Consider the following 23,446-nt stretch of genomic DNA (forward strand, 5'->3'; position numbering starts at 1 on the left):
AGATGATGCTTTTGTATTAAGTGACGAGCAATTTCAAGATCAACCGATTATAGAAGAACCATTTTCACAAGAAAATCACGAAATAAATGCTCAAAATTTTCAAGAAAATGATAATTTTAATGCGGATGAACAAGAAAATGTTCAATCTAATGATGTTTCAGAACAAGAATTTGATTCAATTGATAATATAGAAGACTCTTCAGTACCTCAACAAGAAAAAATAGAGGATATTGGAACAAATAATAAACTTTCGGCTTTTCGTCGAAGATATTTTAATGATCCACACTTTTATCAATATATTGAAAAGGTTTTGCAATGTCAACCAGTTACTTGGAATAATTTAAATTCTGAAGATTTATTTTCATTTTTTCAAGAAGAACCGGATAAATTTTTTAATGCTGAACAAAGAAACGCAATTATTACATCTTATTTAGCTGATCATAATATCAGAATGCTTTTAAAAGATTATATCAATAATACCCCTATTCGTTTTTCACAATTAATCAAATTTGGATTTACTTGGGAACAACTAGCTTTTTATTTTGAATTTATAAATCCAAATTTTCATAAATATATTCAAAAGATTTTAAACGGTCAAAATATTGTATGGCGTGAATTAGGTACTATTCATAGTCGGGATTTAATGGTATTTTTCAAAGCAGAACCGGATAAATTTTTTACTAAAGAACAAAGAAATAGAATTATTAAATCTTATTTGAAAAATTATGATATTCGATCAGATTTAAAAGAATGTATCAAAGAGAATCATGATCTTTTTTCACAATTGATAAAATTTGGATTTACTTGGGAAGAATTATCTTTTTATTTTGAATTTGAAAATAAAAATTTTGCAATATATATTAATAAGGTTTTAAAAGGGAAAAAAATTTTATATATAAATCCAAAAGATTTAAATATTAAAGATTTAACGGTATTTTTTACTGAAGATTCTGATAAATTTTTAACTTCTAAACAAAAAAAATTGATTATTAACTCTTATTTAGCTGATTATAATATTAGAATGCTTTTAAAAGAATATATTAGACAAAATCCTAATAGTTTCCAGTTATTGAAAAAATTTGGATTTACTTGGGAACAACTAGCTTTTTATTTTGAATTTAAAAATCGATTTTTTCATGAATATATCCGAGCAGTTTTAAAAGGTGAAAAAATTGAATGGTATAAATTAATGGAGCTTAATGAGCATGATTTTGTTGTGTTTTTTGATGAAGAGCCAGATAAATTTTTTACTCCCGAACAAAGAAAAATGATTATTGAATCTTATTTATCAGATCATAATATTTTATCCATGTTAGCAGAAGATATTAGAAAAGATTTGAGTTTTTCTTTAAAATTAATGAAATTCGGATTTAGTAACAATCAAATTAGTCAAATTTATAATCAACTTTATAGTAGTTTAATTTTAGTTTAATTTAATAATAAAATAATATGAAAAAATAATAATAAATAGATAATTATTATTTTGTAAACTTATTATTTTAAATGTTCATTTAATTATTGTAGAGTTATTGTTTTTTATTTGGTAAAATTAATCGAGATAAATTTTAAAAAATTTTATCTCGATTATTTATTTTTTTGTTTTATAATAAGTCCATTTAGTTAAGGAATATAAAAATATTTTATATGAATATTAAAAAAATTTTTAATTATAGAATTATTGTATCCATATTTAATTTGTTGTTGATTGGTGGAATGTTATTTGCCATTTATGCTAATTATCAAAAACAACAACAATCTAATGAAATTAAATTATTTTCTGACAATAAACTTTCTTCTAATAATAAATATAATGATGATTTAAAAAAATTTATTTCCGAAAAATCATCATTTTCGATTGATCAAGAATTATTTGACAGTTTTAGAAATGCTTTACGAAAAAAAATTTTTAATAATGGTGAATTAGTAGGTTTGAAAATATATGAACATTCGTATGATCATTTCCCTATTATGTTCGAGGAATATAATAAAAAAAATTTTATAAAAAAGGTTACTAAATACAACAATATTGATGGTGTTAAATTATATAATATTGAATATATTTATGATAAATCAAAAGTTATTAATAAAGTTAAAAAAATTTATAACCATTTAGAGCAAATTATTCAAATAGAGGAATATAATGTTGATTATAGTTTGCATCAACAACAACCTATTGATCTTTTGATGAAAGTTACTAAATATAAAAATTTAAATAATATTTCATCTATTATTGAATATATTTACGATAATAAATCAAAAAAAGTTATTAATAAAAATGTAAATATTTATAATGATTCAGGCAAACTTATTTCTAAAGAAAGCTATAATATTATTGATGGTTCGGATATACCATTTTTGAGAAAAAAAATTGGTTATTCTACTAAAAATGGCATAATTGAATCTATTGTTGAATATTTTGAATTATCTGATAATAAACAAGCTACTATTATAAGGTTATTTAATAATGGTGTTCTTACTAAAACTATCAAAAAAGAAACTGATTTGTTAGCTAATAAAGTAACTAAAATTGTTTATAAAGATGGTAATAATAAAGTGTTTAGAATTGATACATATGATGTACAAAAACAAGTTTGGTGTTCTGATGTCTATAAAAATGGAATAATTGTAGATAAACGTTGTGAAGATAAAATTAATAATTCTTATAAACATTATCAAAAATCACAAAATAAAGATGATTTATTACTTATGGATGAAAAAGTTTTGGATAAACAAAATAATGTTGTGGATAAACAATATATTTATAAAGCTGATGGCGAATTAAAAACGATTTCATCAAAAACAAATTTTTATTAAAAAAATATTTTTTATTATTTAATTAGATTAAAAAAAGTAATTAATTTTTAATTAATTTAAATTTTAATTTTATATTAAATTTGTAAATTAATTTAAATTTTACTTTTTTTATTAATTAGAAATATTGATATAATATTTAAAAATAATGATTAATCAATAAATATTATTTTTAAATTTTTTTAACAAAAGCATTTATTATTTTATTTATATTATGGAATTATATTGTTAAAATTTAAAATCAAATATATAATAAGTTCAAGTGATAATATCTCTTTAAGGGGCTGTTTGGTTATAATGCATATAAAAAAATTTAAAAATAATAATTTTAATAGTTTAAATAATTCATTAGAACCTAATTATGATCCTATGGTTAAATGTTTAATTAATAATATAATTATTTTATGTCATGAAATTCAACAAATCAATTTATTTAATGATAATTATATGAAAGATTTTTTAATTTTTTTACCTATTTATAGCGCTGTTCCTCATACTAATTTAACTCCTCAATTTGCTTCTAATATCCCACAGTTAAATATAGATTATCATTATAATGTAGATAATTTAAAACAACAATTAAGTAAAAAATTAGAAAATTCTAGAATAATTACTAATAATAAAGAAATTTCTTTGAATCAAGAATTTAAAAAAAGAAAACAACAAAGTATTTTGCAAAAATGTAACATCATTACTGAATATAATATTAACAAAGATAAACTCAATGATAAATATAAGATGGCATTTCAAAAGTTAAATTTATTGGAAAATGAATTACAACAACAGCAAATTGAACAAAATAATTTGTTTATAGAAAAATATTCTCAATTTAATCAAAAATATCATAAAAATATTTCGGATATTTATGACTTTTTTCATCAAAAAATTATTATTTTAAATCAAAAAATTAAACAATTAAAAGATATTTTAAATTATTCTATCGAAAATATGAAAAATTTTTATCAAAATCAAATTCAACATTTGCAAGAAGAAAATTTTCAAAAAAATAATTATTTTTCAGAAGAAATTAAAAATTATTTTAATTTATTGCAAAAAAAAATAGAAATGCATAATAAAATTTTTGATCAATTTAAATCAGAATTTAATAAAAAATACGAAATAATTTTACAAAAAAGACAAAAAATTTGGGAAGAATATGTAAGAGGATTTTTTTTTATTACTCCAATGTTTTCCAATAGTTATTCTATTATGAAAAATCTGATGCGAGATTTTTTTATATATCAAAAAATGTATTTGATGCGTTTATATGATTGGCGTTTCCAATATATGAAATTTAAATTTATTTATAATTGTAAGTTAAATGTTGTCGAATATAACAGACAAATTTTTAATAAAATAAATAACTTCAAAATTGATAATCTTAATTTGATTAAAAATAAAGAACAAAAATTAATTCATAACAATTATTTGCAAAAAATTGATAACTTGGAAATGGAATTGACGTTACTTAAGATAAAAAAAAAATATGGATTAATACAAGAAGAAATTATAGATGAAAAAAATAAACAAAGATTATCTTATGAAAATTTACAAAAAAAATTTATTTTAATTGAAAAATTAAATGATATACAATATCAAAAAGATATATTAGAATTACAAAAACAAAATCAAGAACGCAAATGTTTATTAAAAATGCAATTACAAATGAAAAAAATCCCTTTAAAAATGAAATATGATCATGAAATTTTTAAAAATTTTCAAGAAATACAAAAATTAAAAGAACAACTTTATAATTTGCATTATCATAAAGCATATGAAATAAATTTAAAAAATATTATTTATGAACAAAAAAAACAAAATTATTTGTATAAAATCGAAATACCTAAAATTAAAATTCGGGATATTATTGCTAAAAATAATTTTATTAAACAAAAAAATTTAATCAATATTACATTATTTAATAATTATTTAAATAAACAAAATCAAACGCACTTAAAAGTTTTGCAAAAAATTAAAGAACAACTTAATATTTTTAAAAGTTTTTATTTTGAAAAAATTAATAATGATTTTACTGTAATTAATTTACAATTTATTTATCAATTAAATAAAATTTTTGTAAACAAAATTATAGATGAACATTTTAAATATCTTTATATTTTAAAAATTAATTTATTAAATTTAAAAATTAATAGAATAAAACAAAAAATTAATTTAAATCAAGTAATTTTAAATTTTTATAATCAAAACATTTCTTTTATTAGTGTATTAATGCATAAGATGAAATTAAAAAACCTTGATAAAAATACAAATTTTTTAGTTTTTTTTGAAAAAAAAATGAAAATTTATGAAACAATTGGAAATTTTTTTAAAAAAAAAATGAAATATTTAGAGTATCAACAAAATAAACAACAACAATTACAAAAACACATAACTAGCCAATTAAAAAAACAACAAAATTGTTTTCTTCAAACTAATAATTTATTACAATATCAAATTTTTCAGCTTACCTGTAAACTTAATAGTTTTTCTAATACTAAATTTGGTTATCGCATTTTATATTCATTTTATTTAAATAAAATTAAAAATAAATGGTTATCTTATTATAATCATTTAGAATTACCTAGAAGTTTTTTTGTTCGAGAGTATGATGTTATTAATGCAGAAATTTCTCATATAAAAAAAATTCAATCAGATGAAGATTATTTTTTATTACAAGAAGGCGAATATATTATTGATCGTATTTCAAAGGTATTTTTTGATATTACTCAAGTAATACGTGATGATAGTTTAAAAGATATAACAATAAAATACCAAAAACAAGAAAAACAGATTCGTAATGAAATTAACTTATATGAAAAACAAAATAAATCTAAATTAAAAGAAATGAAATGGCAAATAGATTTAATTCAAGATAACTTAAAAGATTCTTTAGCTGACATAGATAAAGATTTCATTATTCAAAAAAATAAAATTAAAAAAAAATATGATGATAAAAATAAAAAAATTAATTATGAATGTAAAAATCAATTAGATCTTTACCAAAAACATTTAAAAGATCAAAATTATCATAGTAATCTTTTGAAAACACAACAACAAAGTGAGCGTAATAAAATTTTATTTAATCATTGGTGCCAAAATAAAGAAATTATTGAAAGTAATAATCAATTATTGAATCAGATTAATAGAATTAAAATTTATCAAAAAATTCAAATACAAAAAATATTGTTTTTTCAAAAAATTCGTTTAATTTTTTTAAAAATATTGTGGTGGTATAAATTTTATAAAAATAAACAAGTTTTAAAGACAGATTATAAGAAAAATTTGATTATTTTAAAACAAAAAATGTTAATTAAATTTATGAGATTATATAAAAAATTAATTAAAATATTTGGTATATAATTTTAATTAATTCATTGTAGATATATAAGGAAATGAAACTAATATGCATATAGGTGATAAAATTCGAAATTTAAGATTGCAAAAACAATTAACTCAAAGAGAATTAGCTCAAAAAATTAATATGACCACAGGTTATATTTCGCAAATTGAAAATAATTTAATTTTACCATCTTTAAATACTTTATTTTTGATTTTAAAAATTTTTAAAATTTCAACAGTAGATTTTTTTCGACAAGAAGAATCTATAATGGTTATCAATAAGAAAACAGATTTCCATATTCAAAATAACCCTAATTTAAAAAATAAAATTTATCATATTTTTAAAAATTTAGATAAATTCAAAATAGAACCAATTATTATCGAAATTAAACCTCAAGGTCAAACTGAGTTACAATTTAAATCCGTTTATCATGAGTTTTTTTTTATTTTAGAGGGTGAGATTTTTTTAATTTTAGATAAATTACATTATTTATTGAAACAAGAGGATACTTTTTATTTAGGAGCCAATAAAGAATATTATTTTTTAAATAATCAAAATAATAAAAATGCTAAAATTTTAAAAATAATTATTTTTTAAAAAATATTTATAATTATATGAAAATTATTATTTAATTTTTAATTGAAATAAATATTGATATTATATAGATTTATTTAACAATTAATTGTGAAGAAATATTAATTTTAATTTTGAATGCATTTTTTTGATTTTAATAAGTTTATTAAAAATTAAAAGCTATTGAATAAGAAGATTTTTTAATTAATTTTTTTTAAGATAGAAAAAATTACAGATAGTTTTTCAAGAGACGTTGTGATATAATCTTATTATAGTTAGTGAGTATTATTAATAATTTATTATAATTGATTTATTATTAATGCTGATGTGGCGGAATTGGTAGACGCATTTGACTCAAAATCAAACAAGTGAATAACTTATATCGGTTCGAGTCCGATCATCAGTACCATACCATCCAAAAAAATTATTTTATTTTTTAAAGTTACATGGAATAACTATTCATGTTTTTTTTGTTTTATATATGGAACTTTAGGGTAATTAAAATGATAATTAATAAATTAAGTTGAGATTGATAATGAAGCTTTATTCAAAATTTATAAAATTTATTAAAAATAAAAATATTAGAAATTTTCCATTAATAGAAGTTGTGGTTGATGATAAACAAATGAATAGTTGGGATTGTTTTTTCCAAATAGAAGAATATCCTGAAGAAACTACACATTTTGAATGTTTTGAAAAAGAATTTCAAAATTTTTTTTTAAAACTATTAAGTGAAGATTTAGAAAATTTTGTACAATTACAACCTTTAATTAATGTACATTTTCGTATTCTAGATTGGAATCTGTTAAAGGATGATTATATTTGGAAAAAACATTATCAATATATGTTAGATAAAATTATTACAAACTCGGGCATAGATATAGATAAAAAATTAATATTTTTTTTTCAAAATACTCCTATTTTGGATTTAAATACCAAAAAGTGTTTATTTAAAAGAGAGAATAAAATAGAAGAAATATTTGACATTTCAGAATTAAAATTAAAAATGCATCAATTACAAAAATTATTTATAAAATTTTATAATTTTGATTTTGAATTTTTACAGTTTGATAAAGATGTTATTTCCGAAAAAACGGTTCATCAATATAAATATTTTTCCAATAACTTATCAAAAAATAATAAAAATATTCCTTTATTTAATTTTCAAGATATCCCCATTGTTTATGATGAAATGTTTTTATTTTATAAAAAATTTCCACAAATTATTATTCAAGGTTATATTCAATTTGTAATCGATCATGATAAGTATGGAACATTTTGGATTAGTTTTTATTTGGTAGACCCTATTAGTTGTCAAGATTCTATTTTAGTTAAAAAATTTTTATCTAAAGATATAAAAAAGGCTAAAAGAGAACGTGATGATTTAATTAATGTTTTGCGTGAAGGAATTTTAATATCAGCTGTTATTGAAATTAAACCATCTAAACCGATTAAAGATAAAGTAAAAAGTTTTTATTTTAATTTAAAAGATTATAAGATTTTAGATAAATCATCTATTTTTTTTAAAAAAACAGATAATTATATTGGCAAAAAGCGAATTGAATTTCATATACATACTAAAATGTCCAATTTGGATGCTATTACTAGTGCTAAAGATTATATAGAATTAGCAGAAAAATGGGGTCATGAAGCTATTACTTTTACAGATCATGATGGTTTATATGCTTTTCCAGAAATTTATAAATATATTTACAATAAAAATATTAAAGTTATCTTAGGAGTTGAATTAGATTTTATCGAAGAAAAACCAATTTTTATTACTAATCAAGAAATTAATTTAAATAAATTTTCGGATTTTGTTTTGAAAAATCATAATTATGTGGTTTTAGATATTGAAACTACTGGTTTTTCTAAAACTAGGGATCGGATTATTTCTATAGCTGCCGTTAAAATTCAAAATGGTAAAATTATAGAATATTTTGATGAATTAATTAATCCAGGTAAAGATATAAAAATCAGTAATTTGATTCAGAGATTGACTAATATTTCTGACGAAATTTTATTAAACAAACCTCATATTAAAGAAATTTTGTCAAAATTTTTAGATTTTATTAGGGATTGTCCTAATTGTGTTTTAGTAGCTCATAATGCCAGTTTTGATATTGAATTTTTACAAGAAACATTTAAAAATATTGGCTTATATTGGCCTTTATTACCAGTTATTGACACTTTAACTTTAGCTCAAAAATATTTCAATAAGATTTTGAAATATTTTTCTTTAGAAAAAATTGTTAAATCTTTTAAAATTAAACTTGATTCAGAAGGTCAATACCATAACGCTTTATTCGATGCCCGCGCTACTGCTCTTATTTTTTTAGAAATGTTAGAGCAATTAGAAGCGCAAAAAATATTTAATTTTTATGATTTACAAGGTTCTTTAGATATTAAATTTGAGAGACCTTATCATGTTAATATTATAGTTAAAAACAAAAAAGGTTATAATAATTTATTTCATTTAATAAGTGATGCCTTAACAAGGGATTTTATAAAAAAACCTCGTTTATTAAAATCTAATTTTGAAAAATACAGAGAAGGTTTATTAATTGGTAGCGGTTGTTTTGATAGTAATGTTTTCAATATTGCTTTATATAAAAATAATTATGATTTAGCTAAAGCTATTTCTTATTATGATTATATCGAAGTTCAACCTCCTCAGGCTTATCGTCATATTATTTATGATTTAAATGGTGATTCGGATTTTGATATAGATAATTCTTATGGATTAAGTATAATAAAAGATACTATTATTAAAATCATTAAAGAAGCTCAAAGACAAAATAAAATTATTATTGCAACAGGAGATGTTCATTATTTATATCCTTACGAAAAAATTTTACGTGAAGTTTATATTAATGCGAAATTAATTGGTGGAGGTTTACATCGTCTTTCGAAATATCCTTCAAAATTTTTACCTGATAATTATTTTTTAACTACTCAAGAAATGTTAGATTCTTTTAATTTTATTTCTGATGAAAAATTGAAAAAAGATTTGGTTATAAATAATACTCATTTATTGAATCAACAAATCGAAAAATTTAAATTTTTTTCTGATCAACTTTTTAATATTCCTGACGATATGTTTGTTAAAAATCTAAAAATTTCTAGCATTAGGTCAGAAATTCTTAATATTGTTAATGAAAAAATTTTGAATTTGTATGGAAAATTATTACATCCTATCATTAAATATAGGATTGAACAAGAATTATCTGTGATTGCGCCTAAAGATAATTTGGAAAATAATAATATTGTAGCGATTTATTATTTATCATATTTATTAGTTAAAAAATCTACTGAAGATGGTTATCCAGTAGGTTCTCGTGGTTCAGTTGGAGCCTCTTTAATAGCTAATATTTTGGGTATTACCGAAATTAATCCACTACCTCCGCATTATCGTTGTGTTGTTTGTAAATATACTATTATGAAAACGAGTATAACCAAAACGCTAACATCTGAATATCAAAATTATTTACAATCCTGGCCTTTTGTTATAGATATACAACAATATCAAAAAAAGTTTAAAACTATATTTTCTGGTTATGATTTGCCAAAAGAGAGTTGTCCTTTTTGTAATCAACCTTTTGTGAAAGATGGCCAGGATATTCCTTTTGAAACTTTTTTAGGCTTTGATGGTAATAAAAAACCAGATATCGATTTAAATTTTTCTGGAGACTATCAAAATCAAATTCATAATTATCTTAGAGAGTTGTTGGGAGAAAATTGTGTTTTTCGGGCTGGAACTATTCAAACAGTTGCTAAACAAAATGCTTATGGTTATATTAAATCTTTTATGGAAGAAAAACAAATTATAATTCGCGATAATGAAAGAGATCGTAGAGTGATTATGATCGAAGGAGTTAAACGTTCTACAGGTCAACATCCTGGCGGAATTGTTATTATTCCTAGTGGATTATCTATATATGATGTTACTCCTATACAGTTTCCGGCTAATGATGTTTCTTCGGAATGGAAAACCACTCATTTTGATTATCACGCTTTAGAAAAAAATTTATTTAAGTTAGATATTTTGGGACATGATGATCCTACTTTGATTAAGTTTTTGATGGATGATGTTCTTAAAAATCCTTCTGAATTTCCTTTTAGTAGATTTCAAGATATTCCTGTTGATGATAATCTTGTTTATGAAATTTTTGCTAATAAAGAAGATGAAATTTTTGCTAATAAAGAAGAATGCAAAACTTCTCAAGCAATTCCTGAATTTGGTACACCTTTTGTTCGTAATATGTTAAAGGAAATTTATCTAAAAGAAAAAAAATTTAATTTTTCTACTTTAGTAAAAGTATCAGGTTTATCTCATGGTACTGGTGTTTGGTCAGGTAATGCTCAAGATCAGTTGGAAGATAATAAAAGTATTTTTGATTTGATTACTTGTCGCGATGATATTTTAAATTATTTAATTTCTAAAGGGTTGAAAAAATTGATTTCTTTTGAGATTATGGAATTGGTTCGCAAAGGAAAACAAAATAATGATAGACAAAAATGGTCAGCTTTATCTAAAATAATGCGCGAGCATAATGTAAATGATTGGTATATTGAATCTTTACAAAAAATTCAGTATCTTTTTCCGAAACCACATGCTGCTGCTTATGTTTTAATGGCTTTACGAATAGCTTGGTTTAAAGTTCATGCTCCTTTACTTTTTTATAAAGGTTATTTTTCTACTAGAGTTTCTCAATTTGATTATGAAAATATGATGTTAACAACTGATAAAATAGCACAAATATTAAAAAAATCTAATGAAAAAGAAATGACATCTGTTCAAAAAGAAAAACTTCATACTTTAAAGATTGCTAAAGAAATGAAAGATAGAGGTTATAATTTTTTACCTATTGATTTAAATAAATCCGAAGCTAATCTTTTTGTTATGGAAGTATCATCTAATTCTTTAATTATGCCTTTTATTACTATTGATGGTTTAGGCCAAGTAGGGGCTAATAATATTGTTAAAGCACGTGGTGAAAAATTATTTACACAACAAGATTTTGAAAAACGAGTTAAATTAAATAAAACTATTTTAAAAAAATTTCATGATTTAAATTTAATTCAACAATTACCTCTAGAATGATATTTTGTAATTTTTAAACTATCAATTAATTGTTTTATATATGTTATAATTTAATTGTATATCTTTTATAATTGATTACTTATAAAAATTAAATTAACGGCAAATTATAAACAGAATTTTAATAGATAAAAAGGTGATCTTATGAATAAAAAGATGAAAGTTATAGTGGTTGGTTGTACTCATTCAGGCACTGCAGCTGTTAAGACTATTCGAAAAACTTATCCATATGATAATATTGATATTACCGTTTATGAAAGAAATAATAATGTTTCGTTTTTATCCTGTGGTATAGCTTTATATATTGGTGGAGTTGTTCAAGATAAAAAAGGTTTATTTTATTCTAATGCTCAGGAATTGTCTACATTAGGGATAAATATGCGGTTAGAACATGAAGTATTGCGGATTGATTTTGATCAAAAAAAAATTTTGGTTAAAAATTTACAAACTAATGAAGAATTTTTCGATTATTTTGACAAATTAATTTTATCTACAGGTTCTTGGCCGGTAATTCCGAAATTGGAAGGAATTGATTCTAAAAACTTATTTTTATGCAAAAATTTTGATCATGCGAATGAAATTATTAAATATGCTAAAAATGTTAATAATATTACCATTGTAGGTGCTGGTTATATTGGTGTTGAGTTAGCTGAAGCTTTTTCTTTGCAAAACAAAAAAGTTGTTTTAATTGATGCCGAAGATAGGATTATGTCTAAATATTTAGATGTTGAATTTACTAAACCTGCTCAACAACAATTTGCAAATCACCATGTTGATTTAGCTTTAGGACAAAAAGTTTCTCAATTTATTACTAAAGATGGATTAGTTACTCATGTTAAAACTAATAAAGATATTTTTGCTACAGAAATGGTTATTTTATGTATTAGTTTTCTTCCTAATTCAAGTATTGCTAATGGTTATTTAAAAACATCACCTAACGGCGCTTTTATTGTAAATGATTTTTTACAAACCTCCCATCCTGATGTTTACGCTTGCGGTGATTGCATTAATGTATTATATAATCCTTTAATGGATTATAAATATATTCCTTTGGCTACAAATGCTGTTAAAACAGGAACTATTGTAGGTTTAAATATTAAACATAATAGAATAGCGTTTTCTGGAGTTCAAGGCACTAGTGCTATTAAAATATATGAACTTAATATTGCTTCTACGGGAATTACGGAATATGTAGCTTCACAATTAAAATTGAATTATGATGTTGAAGTTATTAAAGATGCCGATAAACCTGAATTTATGCCAGATTATAATGGAGTTATTTTTAAAATTGTATTTGAAAAAAATACTAAAAAAATTTTAGGTGGCCAGATTTTATCTAAATCTAATTTGTTAGAACAGATTAATACTTTGAGTTTATGTATTCAAAAACAAATGACTGTAGATAATTTATTTTCTATTGATTCTTATTTTAATCCTCATTATAATAAACCTTTTAGTTTATTTCAATTAGCGACTTTAAGATGTTTAAAATAATTTAAATTTTCTTATGATATTTAATTTTATAAAAAACTTTTTTAAATTAGTTCTTCTTTGGTTTGAATAAAATAGTTAAAATCATATTTTATTTTCTTATAATTTTATCGGAAACGACTTGTTAGAGGGGTTTTATATTATGTTTTTCAAATTATTTAATATGCTTTTTTTTATAGCTTTTAATATTTTTGTAGCTTTATGTGGTACTCTTTTATATAAAAAAGCTTTAGAAAATGAATCTATTTACCAAAATAAAATTGATTTTGCTTCAAGAATAGTTGATGTTTATAAAAAAAATGATGAACTTAAAAATACAATTTTGAAGCAAACAGATTTTGTTATTACAAAATATGATAAATTATTACATTATTGGTTAAAATTTATTAATTCATCTGTTACTTTTTTACATAATTTGAATAATGATTTTTTAACTTCTTTATTACCTAAATCTTGATATTTTGATTTTAATTAATATATAAATTAAAAAAATAATCAATATTTATTTATTGATTATATTTTTTTTTAAATTAAAATATAGACGGGGATGTTTATTGGTTTCGCCAAAATTAAAAGGTTTTATTTGTCATAACTTGGTTACGCAAGTAAAAACGTTCGAGGTTTTTAATAAACGGCAATAAAGAAAATAAAAATAGTCAACATGACTATAAATCCGGTTTTTTTGTTAATGATTTAACAGAATCTGGTTTGGTTCACGCAACAGCTTAAATATAATTATATTTATATAATTTTATTTTGTTTTTTATTAATTAATTTTGATAATATCTAGGTAAATTATTGATTTACTTGGATGTTTGATTTGTATTTTTAAATTTTAAATTTATTAAATATTTTTTTGTTTGTTTTTAGAATATAAAACAAAATAATTATGTACAACAAATAAAACTAATTAATTTTGTACAGGGGTTCGAATCCCCTCATCTCCACCAATTTGTTTATATTTTTGTGCTTTCTAATAAATTTTAAATTTTTTATGCTTGTTTTATATAATTATTTTTTGTAGATATTCCTTAAATAAGTAAAATATTTTTATTTAAAAAATTAATTTAATGATTTTTTTGATTTAAAAATTATTTAATTATTTTAAAATGTTTTGGTATTTAAAATATATAACGAATTGTTTTATATTATTTTTTAATAAATGATTTTGTTTATTTTTTGAATAATGTTAAAGAATTGAAATATTTTTAAATAATTAATTTTTTGATTTTTATAAATTTTATTAAATAAATTTATTGTTTATAATTTTTAAAATAATTTTTTTAAAAAATAGAAAATTTATTTATATATTTTGTATTTTTGAATGCTTTGGATAATTCATTAAAAATTTAATAAAATGATTTATTTTTTAATTAATATATTTTGTAATGATAAATATATTAATTTTTAAACAATTATAAAAAATTAACAAAATCATTTATATCTAGTTTAAATGGTGATGAGTTATTAATATTTGGAGTTATTTTATCATTATGATTTTTTCGACCTACAGCTATTAAAATAATAGGTATATATTTTTTGTCTATATTGAATAATTCGTTTAATTTATTAAAATGGCAACCTCCCATAAAACAGGTATTATAACTAGAGTTTTGTAAAGTCATAACGAGGTTACATGCGATTAAACCGCATTCAAAAAAAATTTCATTTTTTAATTTTTGCTTATTCATATTATGATAATGTTTTTTAATTTGTTTTAAAATAATTTCTTTTTGCTCTGATGAAATAATTTTATTTTTTAATTTATTTTCATAAATATATTGGGATTTTTCGACTTTTTGTATATTCCCGCACAATAATACGATAGCAGAACTATTTTGAGTTTGTTGAAGATTACCTATCATATATTTTTGTAATTTTTTTTTATTTTCGCTTGTACTAATAATAAAAAAATGCCATGGTTGCAAATCAAAAGAGGAAGGTGTAAAGCGAATTTCGTTAAAAATTTTTTTCCAAATTTCTTTAGAAATTTGGTAATTAGGATCAAAAGATCTAATAGTTTTAATTTTCATTTTATTAATCCTTTATTTAAATTTTAATTTTTTTAATATTTTTTTATATTTTATATCATTTAAGACAATGTATTTTAACAAATTTTAATAATTGATAATAAAAATTTTAAATTAATATTTTATTTTAATTAATAAAATGCAATAAATAAATTAGAAAGGTTTTTGGATTATAAAAGATGTCTCAAAAATTGTTTGATATTTTGCCATTAAATTTTTTTAATTTATTATCTTCTTCTCATAAAGAAATTTATTTAGATTGTCTTTTTATTTTGGCTGATTTAGCTAATAACGAATTTGATGGATATATTGAAAAAAATTTAGCTATTTCTGTATTAGAAAATTATTTTAGCGATAAAAATAATATTTTTTTGGATGAAGATATGGATTCTCAAGCTATAATTAATGCGAAACAGAAAGCTTCTAAAATTATTTATTTATTGAAAAAATATGGATGGATTGGTGAAGAAAAAATTGGTTATAATACCGATTGTTTAAGTTTTTTTGATTATAGTTTAGAAATGATTCATTTTTTTAAAAAAACTATTAATCAAGTTAAACCAGAGTCAATCGGTAATATCTATAGTATTTATGCTTTATTAAAATCTTTGTTGATTGAAAAAAATTATGCTAATTTTTATGAAGCTTTGATTAAAACACAAAATATTCTATGGAAATTAAAAATTTTAAAATCTAATATTTATCGTTTTTATTATCATTTGTTAAATTCTAAAAATTATATTAATACACAATATTTATTGTCTCAATTATTAATAAATTATAAAAAAAATTTTTTCGATTCTTCTTATTATTGGTTAAAAACATCAGATAATTTTTTCAAATATCGCAGATATATTAATTTATTTTTAAACAAATTAGAAGATTATCATATATATATAAAAACTTTAAGTGAACAATTATGCGTTATTAATCGAAAAAGTTTAGAAGAAAATATTACATTAATAAAAGAACAAATTGAACAAATGAAATTAAATTTAAAAATTGCTGATAGATTAATAGAGATTATTGATATCAAAAACGAACAATATTTACAAATCATTTGTCAAAGAATTTTATTTTTTGATAATAAAAAAGATCATTTAATACATACATTAATTGGTGGTATTAAATTAATCAATGATTATGTTTTCGAATATGATTATTTATTTAATTTTAGTTATATTCATAATTTAGATCAATTTTCTTTTTATAAACCTCGTCGTCATAAACAAAGTTTGGTTATTAATAAATTAAATTTAATTTCAGAAAAAACGAAAAATTTTTTAGAAAGTAAAAAAAAATCTTTGTTAAATAAAGATCATTTTTATACGAAAAAAAATATTCTTAAATTTGTTCAAAATTTAAAATTTAATAAAAATTGTTATTTAGCTTCGAATATTAGTTTAGAAAAGCCTCAAGATTTATCTAGGTTAATTTTAATTCGATTATATTCTTTAAAATTAATTAATTTTTATTCTATTAAATCTGTTAATCAGAGAATCATAGTCAATAATATTACTTTTTCTAATTTTTTAATAATTAGAAAATAATCTTGCTTATTATAGATATTTATTAATTAATTTTTTAATTATATTAACTAATATTGCTATTATTTGATATTAAATTTATAAATATTCATGGTTATTTAATTCAATAATTAAGTAAAATTTAAAAAAATAATTATATATTCAAAAAGGTGTTATTAAGTTATGACTTATTTATCTTTATATCGTAAATATAGACCTCAAAATTTTCAAAATATTATTGGTCAAGATATTATTGTTCAAACTTTAAAAAATGCTATTAAATATTGTAGGATAAATCATTGTTATTTGTTTAGTGGCGATAAAGGTGTAGGAAAAACAACTTTAGCTAAAAATTTGGCTAAAACTATTAATTGTTTAGATAATTCTGGTTTAGATTGTTGTAATTTATGTAAATCTTGTATGAGTATTAATCAAAAAAATAATTTAGATTTGATCGAAATAGATGGTGCTTCTTATAATGGTGTAGATGAAATTCGAGAATTACAAGATACTTCAAAATATAAACCAATTTTGGGAAAATATAAAATTTATATCATTGATGAAGTACATGTATTATCTTATAATGCTTTCAACGCTTTGCTAAAGCTATTAGAAGATCCTCCTGTTAAAATTATTTTTATTTTAATTACTAGTGAATTTGATAAAATTCCTAAAACTATTATTTCTCGTGCTCAACATTTCGGATTAAAACATATTACAGTTGAAGCAATTAGGAAACAATTGGAAGTTATATCTATTCAAGAACATATTGATATTGATATAGATGCTTTATATCAAATTGCTATTTCTTCAAAAGGTAGTATGAGAGATGCTTTGAATAGATTAGAACAAGTTAGTACTTACTATTATAATAGTCATATTAGTGTCGAAGAAGTCTCTAAAATTTTAGGATTAGTTTCTAAATTTCAAATGAAGAAATTAATCGATTACATATTATATGGTAATGTTGTTACGATGATTGATTTTTTAGACAATCTTTTACAACCACATGTAGATATTTTTTTATTTATGGAAGATTTAATAGGGTTTTTTTTAACTTTGTTTATTCAAGAATGGAAAGATACTGATAATAATTTTCAAATAATATTTAAGAATTTAAGCATTAATGAAAAAGATAAATTTTTTATTTTTTTATTTAATTGGAAAAATACTATTAAAAATACTATTCATAAAAAAAAATATTTTATTATTAAATGCATCCAATTAAAACAATTTTTAAGTTTGTATAAAGGAAATAATGCTTTAGAAGATCAGGAAATTATTTATAATGAAAATATTACTGCAAAAAGATTTCCAAATACTATGGAATTATTATCAACAAAAAAGATTTTAGCTACTTCTTGCGTAAATAATATTAGTCTACCTACTTCTGATGTTTTTGAATGTGCTTGTATGAAGTCCAGTTCTTCTTGTTCAATGATTAGTAAGACATTAGATAGTTTTTTATATGGATTAAAACAAATTTTAATAACACCTGATAATCAAATAACTCAAAAAATTAAAAAAAATTGGTGCCGATTAATGAAAATTTCGGATAAAAATTTGGAAATGGCTGCAATTTGTTTATATAAAAGTAAACTATGTTTAATTAATATTAATAAAGAATGGTTAATTTCTTGTTCAAGTGTAGAAGAATATCAACAGTTACTTAAGCCGCATATCAAAAATAAAATAAAAATTATTTTAAATAAAAAAAATAAATTAATGAAAGAGTATTTTGTAATTTTGCATCAAGATTGGGAACAAAAATTATTACCTATTTATGAAAGATATCAAAAAACTCGTCATATGTGTGATTTAGAATTGTCTAAATTAGATATTAATTTTTATTTAAAATATGCTACATTCGCTTCTAAAAATAATTTTTTAGTTAAACCAACGATGGATAACTCTAATAATTTCGAAGTTTTATGCTTGAATAATTCTAATGATTTTTCAGAAGAAAATCAATTTTTTCAGTTAGCTATTAAATATTTTGGTGCCGATAAAGTTAGATTAAAATAATTAAATTATAAAATTTTCTAAATATTCATTCTTATTATAGTTATAATATAATATTGATTGACAGATTAAAATAATAATTTAGAATAAGGAACGGAATGTAATATGTTCGAAAAATTAAAAAGAATTCAAGAATCTATTAAATATGAACAAAAAAAATTAGAATCTAGAGAGTTTACTGCTTGTGTCGGTGACGTTATGATTGTTATGCAAGGGACCAAACAAGTAATTGATGTACGTATTCAAAATTCTCAAATTCTTAAAAATTTAGACCTATTACAAGAAAGTATTTTATTATCTTTTAATAATGTTTTGCAACAAGTAGATAAAGCTTCTCGCGATGTTATTACGAGAGCTTCGGAATATTTAGAGTTTTAATAATTTTTAAATTATATGTCTTTAATTAATTATATTTTTAATCTTTCAAATTTATTTTTAACTGAAATTATAAATATTATTAACTTTAAGTGATTATTTGGAATATATAAATTAATAGTTCTGATTGTTAAAAAATGAATAAAATAAGAAGGTTATTTAAAATATTATGATAAATCAAAGTAATAATCAAAATGCTTTTAAAGAATATTCTATGTTAGAAATCGCTTTGGATATTTTGCAAAAAAACCCAAAACCTATGCCTGTTTATCAATTAATAGAACAGGTTTTGGATATAAAAAAAATAGAAAATTTACGACAAGATTGTTTTTTACAACTTTATTTAGATATTGTAATTAGCGGATTATTTGTATTTCATGGCGAAGATTTGTGGGGTATTAAAACTGATAATTTAGATTTATGGGATAAAGAATATTATGCGGATGAAGAAAAATCTGATATTGACAATGAATTATTAGATTTAAAATATTCTAATAATTTAGATGATGATTTTAGGTTAGAAAATGATTCGGATTTTAGTCATACAGATGAGACAGCTGATCGAGAAATTTTAGAAGATATAGATGATGTTGTTTTGGGAGATGATGAAGCGGTTTTAAGAGAGGAAAGTGATTCTGTTAATGCAGAAGAAGATAAAAATGAAGATATTAACGAATATGATTGGGCGCCAAATGAGGAATAAATATCTTGTTATTTTATCAATTATCAATCATTAATGCTGATAAATACTGAAAAAAATAATAACGATTATTTAAAAGGAAAATGATAAATGGTTATATATCAGAAAGTCAAATTATGATATCAAAACGCAAATAATTTATCCATAATTAAATGCTATCGGTGAAATTAGTATAGTTATATCAAAAATTATTAATTTTTTTATTTTATTAGAAAAGATTATATTAATTAAATTATTTTATTAAATACTTTTTTAAATTCTATATAATGTGAAGGTTGTAGTAATAAATTATGTTTTTAGGAATGTATAATTATACTGTTTATTTAACTTATTTAAATTTGTTAAGTGGATTTATGGGTATTATATGCGCTGTTCAAAACAAAATTATTTTGGCTTGTGTTTTGTTATTATTATCTGGCATTTTAGATGTTTTAGATGGAATTGTTAGTCGTTGTAAAAAAGTTCGTTCTCTTAAGGAAAAAAGATATGGTATTCAAATAGATTCTTTATCTGATTTAATTAGTTTTGGTATATTACCAATTTTTATAGGTATATCTTTTTATAAAAAAATTTTTTATAAAGATTTAGATTTTAAAAATTATTATGATGTTTTATTTATATTAATTAGTTTTTTATATCTTTTAGCATCTTTAATTCGTTTAGCTTATTTTAATGTTTTAAGCGAAAGTTCTAAAAAAAAAGCAAATATTAACAAATTTATTGGTGTTCCTGTAACTATTGCATCTATTATTTTCCCTTTATTAGTTTTATTATTTTATTTTAATCCTTTGCAAATATTAAATTGGAATAAAATTTTTTTTGGTATATATGTATTTTGTTTGGTGTTATTATCTTTTTTATTTATTAATGATAAACTGGAATTTAATAAACCTGACATTTTAGGAGTATTATTGATTTTATGTTTATTATTTATTATTATGTTTATTTTTTTATTAATAAACAAAAATATTTTTTTTCATATGAGTAAATTGTGAATAAACATTTTAAATCAAACAATTTGCATAATAATGTAACAAGTAGCTGGTTACAAAAATCTTTATATCAGGATATACAAAAAAAATGGTGGAAACGTTTTTTATTGAGAATCTTTATTTCTCGTATTTTTAGTAAAATAATTAGTTTTTATTTAAAATCTATTTTTTCACGTTTTCATGTTAAAAAAATTATTGTTAAAAATCATATTGATACTAGTTTATTTCACCCGAGTTCATTTAAATCTTATAATGATTTTTTTGTGCGAACTTACAAGAAGATTAATTTTGATAATTCTGTTTCTGCTTTTATTAGTCCCGGGGAAGGTCAAATGTGTATTTTTAATATTAATGCAAATAGTATCTTTAATATTAAGAACACTCCTTATCATTTGCGCGATCTTTTAAAAAATGATTATTTAGCTTCAAAATATCTGAATGGTTTTTTAGTAATGTTAAGATTACAAGTTTTTGATTATCATCGATATATTTTTGCGGATGAAGGTGTTCAATCTAAAAATAATGTTAAAATTCAAGGTCGATTACATACTGTTAATCCTATTGCTTTTAAATATTTTAATGTTTTTTCTGAAAATAGTCGCGAATATACTATTTTAAAAACTTTAAATTTTGGGGAAATCATACAGATAGAAGTTGGAGCTTTATTAGTAGGAAAAATTAATAATCATTCAATTATTAGTTTTAAAAAAGGGCAGGAAAAAGGTTTTTTTTCGTTTGGAGGTTCTGTTATTGTGTTAGTAATTGAACCTAATAAAATTAAGTTTAATCAGTTAATTTTAAATAATTCTCTAATCGGAATAGAAACTAAAGTTAATATAGGTGAAACTATAGGTTTTAAATTGAAATAATAAATTAATCGCAAAGATGATTGGAATTAAAAAAAATATAATGAATGGATAATTGTTTTATCAATGAAAAAAAAAACTAAAATTATTTTTATTACAGGTGGAGTAGTTTCTGGATTAGGAAAAGGTTTGTTAGCATCTTCTCTGGGATATTTATTAAAACAACGAAATTTAAAAATTTTTATGCAAAAACTTGATCCATATATTAATGTAGATTCAGGAACTATGAGTCCGCAACAACATGGCGAAGTTTTTGTGACCAATGATGGAGCTGAAACTGATTTAGATTTGGGTCATTATGAAAGATATTTAGATATTAATCTTACTAAAGATTCTAGTATTACGACAGGTCAAATTTATCAATACGTTATTCAACAAGAACGTCAAGGAAATTATTTAGGAAAAACGATTCAAGTTATTCCTCATATTACAGATGAAATTAAATCTCGCATATTAAAAAATGTTTATTCTGGGGAATATGATATTTTAATTGTGGAAATAGGCGGGACTATCGGCGATATAGAGTCATTACCTTTTATAGAAGCAATTCGTCAAGTGCGACAAGATTTGGGTTTTGAAAATGTTTTATATATACATAATACTTTAATACCTTTTTTAAAATTTTCAGGAGAACCTAAAACTAAACCCACACAACATAGTGTGAAGGAGTTGAGATCTTTAGGTATTCAACCTCAAATTTTAATTTTAAGAAGTGAAAGCGATATTTCGGCCGAAATAAAAGAAAAAATTTCGATTTTATGTGATGTTAAAAAGGAGGCTATTTTTTCTAATGTTAATGTTTCGATCGTGGAAACTATTGTTCTTAATTTGTATGCTCAACAAATTGATAATTTCATTTTGAAATTTTTTAATTTAGAATATTTACCAGTAGCCAATTTATCAGAATGGCAACAAATGATTCAACAAATGAAAATTTTAAAAAAAGTTGTTAAGATTGGTATAGTCGGTAAATATACTGCATTTCACGATGCTTATTTATCTGTAGTAGAAGCTCTTAAACATGCAGCTTATTTTAATAAAGTAGGCATTGACATTCAATTTATTTATTCTGAAGATATTAATAGTGATAATGTACACAACTTTTTATGTGATTGTGATGGTATTTTGGTTCCTGGTGGCTTTGGTGGTCGAGCTATTGAGGGTAAATTACAAGCTATTCGCTATGCTCGTTGTAAAAATATTCCTTTTTTTGGAATTTGTTTAGGTATGCAATTAGCTGTGGTGGAATACGCTAATAATGTTTTAAATTTATTTGGGGCAAATTCGATGGAGATAGATGAAAACACTCCTTATCCGGTAATTAAGTGCAAAATTACTGATACTGATATGGGGGGGACTTTAAGATTAGGTTTAAAAAAGACTAAAATTATAACGTCGAGCAAAAGTTATGCGATTTATCAAAAATCCGTAATTTCTGAAAGATATCGTCAACGTTATGAAATGAACTCTGAATATATTGCCATGTTTACGCGAGATAAAAATTTTATAATTTCTGGTTTAAATTTGCAAGAATCAATTGTAGAAATAATAGAATTGGTTGATCATATTTGGTTTATAGGAGTTCAATTTCATCCAGAATTTTTATCTCGCCCATTTAA

Annotated in this window: 15 protein-coding genes and 1 tRNA gene; 15 read left to right on the forward strand and 1 reads right to left on the reverse strand. The window is 21.3% G+C overall.

Features of this window, described 5'->3' with window-relative positions:
• The 8 genes from OC710_RS00235 to OC710_RS00270 all read left to right on the forward strand — a co-directional run.
• Positions 1-1,432 (forward strand): hypothetical protein (locus OC710_RS00235; protein ID WP_304514957.1); only part of this gene is annotated, 1,432 nt, incomplete at its 5' end.
• Between the two features lie 212 nt (positions 1,433-1,644).
• Complete coding sequence (locus OC710_RS00240; protein ID WP_004995147.1) at positions 1,645-2,814, forward strand: hypothetical protein; 1,170 nt, start codon at positions 1,645-1,647, stop codon at positions 2,812-2,814.
• A 294-nt stretch (positions 2,815-3,108) separates the two neighbouring features.
• Complete coding sequence (locus OC710_RS00245) at positions 3,109-6,171, forward strand: hypothetical protein (RefSeq protein ID WP_004995144.1); 3,063 nt, start codon at positions 3,109-3,111, stop codon at positions 6,169-6,171.
• 43 nt (positions 6,172-6,214) lie between these two features.
• Positions 6,215-6,748 (forward strand): XRE family transcriptional regulator, encoded by a 534-nt coding sequence (locus OC710_RS00250; RefSeq protein ID WP_004995143.1) that lies wholly within the window; start codon positions 6,215-6,217, stop codon positions 6,746-6,748.
• A 297-nt stretch (positions 6,749-7,045) separates the two neighbouring features.
• Positions 7,046-7,133, forward strand: a tRNA-Leu gene (locus tag OC710_RS00255).
• A gap of 126 nt (positions 7,134-7,259) precedes the next feature.
• A complete protein-coding gene (locus OC710_RS00260; protein WP_004995141.1) occupies positions 7,260-11,828 on the forward strand; it encodes an exonuclease domain-containing protein in 4,569 nt (1,522 codons plus the stop codon).
• A 153-nt stretch (positions 11,829-11,981) separates the two neighbouring features.
• Positions 11,982-13,319: an FAD-dependent oxidoreductase gene (locus tag OC710_RS00265; RefSeq protein ID WP_036690931.1), complete on the forward strand. Its 1,338-nt coding sequence runs from the start codon at positions 11,982-11,984 to the stop codon at positions 13,317-13,319.
• Positions 13,320-13,458: 139 nt separating this feature from the next.
• Positions 13,459-13,773 (forward strand): hypothetical protein, encoded by a 315-nt coding sequence (locus tag OC710_RS00270; protein WP_004995136.1) that lies wholly within the window; start codon positions 13,459-13,461, stop codon positions 13,771-13,773.
• Between the two features lie 958 nt (positions 13,774-14,731).
• On the opposite strand, the gene OC710_RS00275 is transcribed toward OC710_RS00270, so the two are convergent.
• On the reverse strand, positions 14,732-15,349 hold the full coding sequence (locus OC710_RS00275; protein WP_004995134.1) for a nitroreductase family protein: 618 nt from the start codon (positions 15,347-15,349) through the stop codon (positions 14,732-14,734).
• A 176-nt stretch (positions 15,350-15,525) separates the two neighbouring features.
• On the opposite strand from OC710_RS00275, the gene OC710_RS00280 reads away from it, so the two are divergent.
• The 7 genes from OC710_RS00280 to OC710_RS00310 form a co-directional block, all read left to right on the forward strand.
• Positions 15,526-16,896: a Wadjet anti-phage system protein JetA family protein gene (locus OC710_RS00280; RefSeq protein WP_304514958.1), complete on the forward strand. Its 1,371-nt coding sequence runs from the start codon at positions 15,526-15,528 to the stop codon at positions 16,894-16,896.
• A gap of 159 nt (positions 16,897-17,055) precedes the next feature.
• Complete coding sequence (gene dnaX / locus OC710_RS00285; protein ID WP_004995130.1) at positions 17,056-18,897, forward strand: DNA polymerase III subunit gamma/tau; 1,842 nt, start codon at positions 17,056-17,058, stop codon at positions 18,895-18,897.
• 102 nt (positions 18,898-18,999) lie between these two features.
• A complete protein-coding gene (locus tag OC710_RS00290) occupies positions 19,000-19,272 on the forward strand; it encodes a YbaB/EbfC family nucleoid-associated protein (protein WP_004995129.1) in 273 nt (90 codons plus the stop codon).
• A gap of 166 nt (positions 19,273-19,438) precedes the next feature.
• Entirely contained in the window at positions 19,439-19,972 is a 534-nt protein-coding gene (gene rpoE, locus OC710_RS00295) for a DNA-directed RNA polymerase subunit delta (protein WP_054598467.1), read from the forward strand.
• Positions 19,973-20,259: 287 nt separating this feature from the next.
• Positions 20,260-20,964 carry a CDP-alcohol phosphatidyltransferase family protein gene (locus OC710_RS00300; RefSeq protein WP_004995122.1) on the forward strand — a complete coding sequence of 235 codons (705 nt, stop codon included), beginning with the start codon at positions 20,260-20,262 and terminating at the stop codon, positions 20,962-20,964.
• Positions 20,961-21,830: a phosphatidylserine decarboxylase gene (locus OC710_RS00305; protein ID WP_004995120.1), complete on the forward strand. Its 870-nt coding sequence runs from the start codon at positions 20,961-20,963 to the stop codon at positions 21,828-21,830. Before OC710_RS00300 ends, OC710_RS00305 begins: the two co-directional genes overlap by 4 nt.
• Before the next feature lie 63 nt (positions 21,831-21,893).
• Positions 21,894-23,446 (forward strand): CTP synthase (locus OC710_RS00310; protein WP_304514959.1); only part of this gene is annotated, 1,553 nt, incomplete at its 3' end.

Origin of the sequence: 'Vigna radiata' phytoplasma, assembly GCF_030586915.1 — a bacterium.
Lineage (GTDB): Bacteria > Bacillota_I > Bacilli_A > Acholeplasmatales > Acholeplasmataceae > Phytoplasma > Phytoplasma australasiaticum.